The organism is Allochromatium humboldtianum, assembly GCF_013385175.1.
In the GTDB taxonomy this organism is placed as follows: domain Bacteria; phylum Pseudomonadota; class Gammaproteobacteria; order Chromatiales; family Chromatiaceae; genus Thermochromatium; species Thermochromatium humboldtianum.
In genome coordinates, this window is sequence record NZ_JABZEO010000046.1 from 1 (window position 1) to 3,872 (window position 3,872).

General features: G+C 63.8%; 2 protein-coding genes. Both read right to left on the bottom strand.

What is annotated here, in order from left to right; genetic code table 11:
• Positions 1 to 34 precede the first annotated feature (34 nt).
• Positions 35 to 3,001, bottom strand: a complete 2,967-nt coding sequence (locus tag HW932_RS21325) for a Tn3-like element TnAs1 family transposase (RefSeq protein ID WP_176978462.1) — start codon at positions 2,999 to 3,001, stop codon at positions 35 to 37.
• A 3-nt stretch (positions 3,002 to 3,004) separates the two neighbouring features.
• Complete coding sequence (locus tag HW932_RS21330; RefSeq protein WP_033958617.1) at positions 3,005 to 3,565, bottom strand: recombinase family protein; 561 nt, start codon at positions 3,563 to 3,565, stop codon at positions 3,005 to 3,007.
• Positions 3,566 to 3,872 lie beyond the last annotated feature (307 nt).

The following is a 3,872-nucleotide window of genomic DNA, read 5'->3' on the forward strand; positions in this document are numbered from 1 at the left end:
AGGGGAGCCCGCAGAATTCGGAAAAAATCGTACGCTAAGGTTTTCCGGGCATCCGTAGGGGCCGAAACTTCCCGTCTTCCAGTCTGCGGCTCTGCCGCCAGACGTAATCGCCGGTTAGGTTGATGTGCTCCCAGCCCAGCGGCGACAGGAATTGCAGCAGCTCGCCGTCCACCGGCTTGCCGGCCTCGACCAACCCCTGGATGGCGCGCTCCAGGTACACCGTGTTCCACAGCACGATAGCCGCCGTCACCAGGTTGAGGCCGCTGGCCCGGTAGCGCTGCTGCTCGAAGCTCCGATCCCTGATTTCCCCAAGGCGGTTGAAGAACACCGCCCTGGCCAGCGAGTTGCGCGCCTCACCTTTGTTCAGGCCGGCATGCACGCGGCGGCGCAGTTCAACACTTTGCAGCCAGTCCAGGATGAACAGCGTGCGTTCGATCCGGCCCAGTTCGCGCAGGGCGACAGCCAGGCCGTTCTGACGCGGATAGCTGCCGAGCTTGCGCAGCATCAGCGAGGCGGTAACGGTGCCCTGCTTGATCGAGCTGGCCAGGCGCAGGATGTCGTCCCAATGAGCGCGCACGTGCTTGATGTTCAGGGTGCCACCGATCAGCGGGCGCAGCGTCGGGTAGGCCTGCACGCCCTGCGGCACGTACAGTTTGGTTTCGCCGAGGTCGCGGATGCGTGGCGCGAAGCGGAAGCCCAGCAGGTGCATCAGGGCGAAGACGTGATCGGTGAAACCGGCCGTGTCGGTGTAGTGCTCCTCGATCCGCAGGTCGGACTCGTGATACAGCAGGCCGTCGAGCACATAGGTGGAATCTCGGACGCCGACATTCACCACGCGTGTGCTGAACGGCGCGTATTGGTCGGAGATGTGGGTGTAGAACAGCCGTCCTGGCTCGCTGCCGTACTTCGGGTTGACGTGCCCGGTGCTCTCTCCCCGGCCGCCAGCGCGGAAGCGCTGGCCATCGGAGGATGAGGTGGTGCCGTCGCCCCAATGGGCAGCGAAGGCATGGCGGTACTGGTGATTGACCAGCTCGGCCAAGGCCGCCGAATAGGTTTCATCGCGGATATGCCAGGCTTGTAGCCAGGACAGCTTGGCGTAGGTCAGGCCGGGGCTCGACTCGGCCATCTTGGTCAGTCCGAGGTTGATTGCATCACCGAGGATCGCGGACAGCAGCAACGTCCGGTCTTTGGCCTCGGCCCCGTCCTTCAAGTGGGTGAAGTGGCGGCTGAAGCCCGTCCAATCGTCCACGTCCATCAGCAGTTCGGTGATCTTGATGCGCGGCAGTAACTGACTGGTCTGGTCGATCAGCGCCTGCGCCCGATCCGGCACCGCCGCATCCAGCGGGGTGATTTTCAGGCCGGACTCGGTGAGGATGGCATCGGGCAGCTCGTTGTCCTTGGCCAGGCGGGCGACAGTGGCCAACTGCTCGTCCAGCAGCTGCAAGCGCTCTTCCAGGTACTGGTCGCTGTTCGGGTTGATCGCCAGCGGCAGGGCCTGTTCCCGCTTGAGCGCGGCGAACTTCTCGGCCGGCAACAGGTAGTCGTCGAAGTCGCGGAACTGCCGCGAGCCCTTGACCCAGATGTCGCCGGAGCGCAGGGCGTTCTTCAGCTCGGACAGCGCGCAGATTTCGTAGAAGCGCCGGTCGAGGCCTTCCGGGGTGATCACCAGCGGCTTCCAGCGCGGCTTGATGAAGGCGGTGGGGGCATCGGCCGGCACCTTGCGCAGGTTGTCGGCGTTCATCTCGCGCAGGGTCTGCACGGCTGCCAGCACGCCTTGTGCGGCCGGGGCGGCGCGCAGCTCCAGTACCTCCAGCAGGGCCGGCGTGTAGCGGCGCAGGGTGGCGAAGTTCTCGCCGACCAGGTGCAGGTGGTCGAAGCCCTCCGGCCGGGCCAGCAGCTCGGCCTCACTGACGCTCTCGGTGAACTCGTCCCAGGGAATCACCGCCTCGATGGCGGCATAGGGGTCGCTGCCGGCTTCCTTGGCCTCCAGCAGCGCCTGGCCGATCTTGGAGTACAGGCGCACTTTGTCATTGATCGCCTTGCCCTGCTTCTGGAACTGCTGCTGATGCTTGTGTTTCGCGCCGCTGAACAGCTTGACCAGGATGCGGTCGTGCAGATCCACCAGCTCATCAATCACGGTTGCAGTGCTCTCCAGTACCACGGCGGCCAGGGTCGCATAACGTCGCTGCGGCTCGAACTTGCCAAGGTCTTTGGGCGTCATCTGCCCACCCTCGCGGGCCAGCTTGAGCAGGCGGTTCTGGTGGATGTGCCGGCCAAGGCCTTCGGGCAAGTCCACCAGCTGAAATGTCTTCAGCCGCTCGATGTGTTCCAGCATGTGCCGAGAGTTGGGTTTCAGCGGTGCCTGGCGCAGCCAGGTCAACCAGGTGATGCTGCTGCCGGCCTTGAGCTTCAACAGCTCGTCCAGCTTGGCCCGATGCGAGTCCGTGAGTGGTTCGACCAGGGCGCGGTAGACCCGCCGATTGGCTCGCGCAATGGCTTCCGAGCAAGCCCGGTCGATCACGCTCAACGCCGGCAGGATGCGTCGCTTCTGCCGCAGGCTCTCCAGCGCCTGGCCGGCCAGCAGCAAGCCCTTGTCGGTCTGCTGGGCCAGTTCGGTCAGCTCGCGCACCAGGGCGCGGAAGTCGGACAGGCCGAACGGGGCCAGTTGAAGGTAGGTGCGCAGTTCCTGAGCGTGCTCGCGACGGGTCACATCGCGCTCGCCGTACTTCGTCCAACTCGCCGGATCGGTCTGGACTTGCTTGGCCACCCACAGGATGACCGGTTCGGGCAGCTCGCTGTCAGTGCCCAACGCATAGCCGGGGTAGCGCAGCAGGCAGAGTTGCACCGCAAAGCCCAGACGGTTGGCGTCGCCGCGCCGCTGGCGGATCAGTGACAGGTCGGAATCGTTGAAGGTGTAGTAGCGGATCAGGTCATCCTTGCTTTCCGGCAGCGCGAGCAGGGTGTCCCGCTCCGTGGCCGAGAGGATCAAGCGACGCGGCATGTGTCAGTCGTCCGTGCGGAGGTACTGGTAGAGAGTTTCGCGGCTGATGTTGAACTCGCGGGCGAGCTGCGCCTTGGGCTCACCTGCCGCCGCCCGCTGCCGCAGGGTAACAGTCTGCTCGTCGGACAGGGCCTTCTTGCGGCCCCGGTACGCGCCGCGCTGCTTGGCCAGGGCGATACCCTCGCGCTGCCGCTCACGGATCAGAGCGCGCTCGAACTCAGCGAAGGCCCCCATTACCGACAGCATCAGGTTGGCCATCGGCGAGTCCTCGCCGGTGAATACCAGCCCCTCCTTCAAGAACTCGATTCGCACGCCGCGCTGGGTCAGCTTCTGCACCAGGCGGCGCAGGTCGTCGAGGTTGCGGGCCAGGCGATCCATGCTGTGCACCACCACCGTGTCGCCCTCGCGGACGAAGCTCAGCAGCGCTTCGAGCTGGGGGCGCTGGGTGTCCTTGCCGGATGCCTTGTCGGTGAACACCTTGCTCACCTGGGTCTGTTCCAGTTGGCGTTCCGGGTTCTGGTCGAAGCTGCTGACCCGGACGTAGCCGATGCGGTGCCCCTGCACGATGTCTCCTTGGTTGAAGGCGGCTTAAGTGCACTTTCTGTTCCGTTGCGCCTCAAACCCCGTTTCTGTCAGGCTGAAATCTATAACCTTCGCGGGCATGTGTCAAATAATGCGAAAGATGACTCTATTCTGACGAAGCGGCGCGGCCTTGCCTGACATCCAGTTAGGGTATAGCCTAGATTGACATGCGCGATGCAACCCTTAACTTGCTTGCACCTATCGTTTCCATGCTAGCTTTATCGTAACGCTAAAGAAATTGGGCTTAATGCCGAATACAATAAAATAAAACAGCCAACCCTTGAGGCTC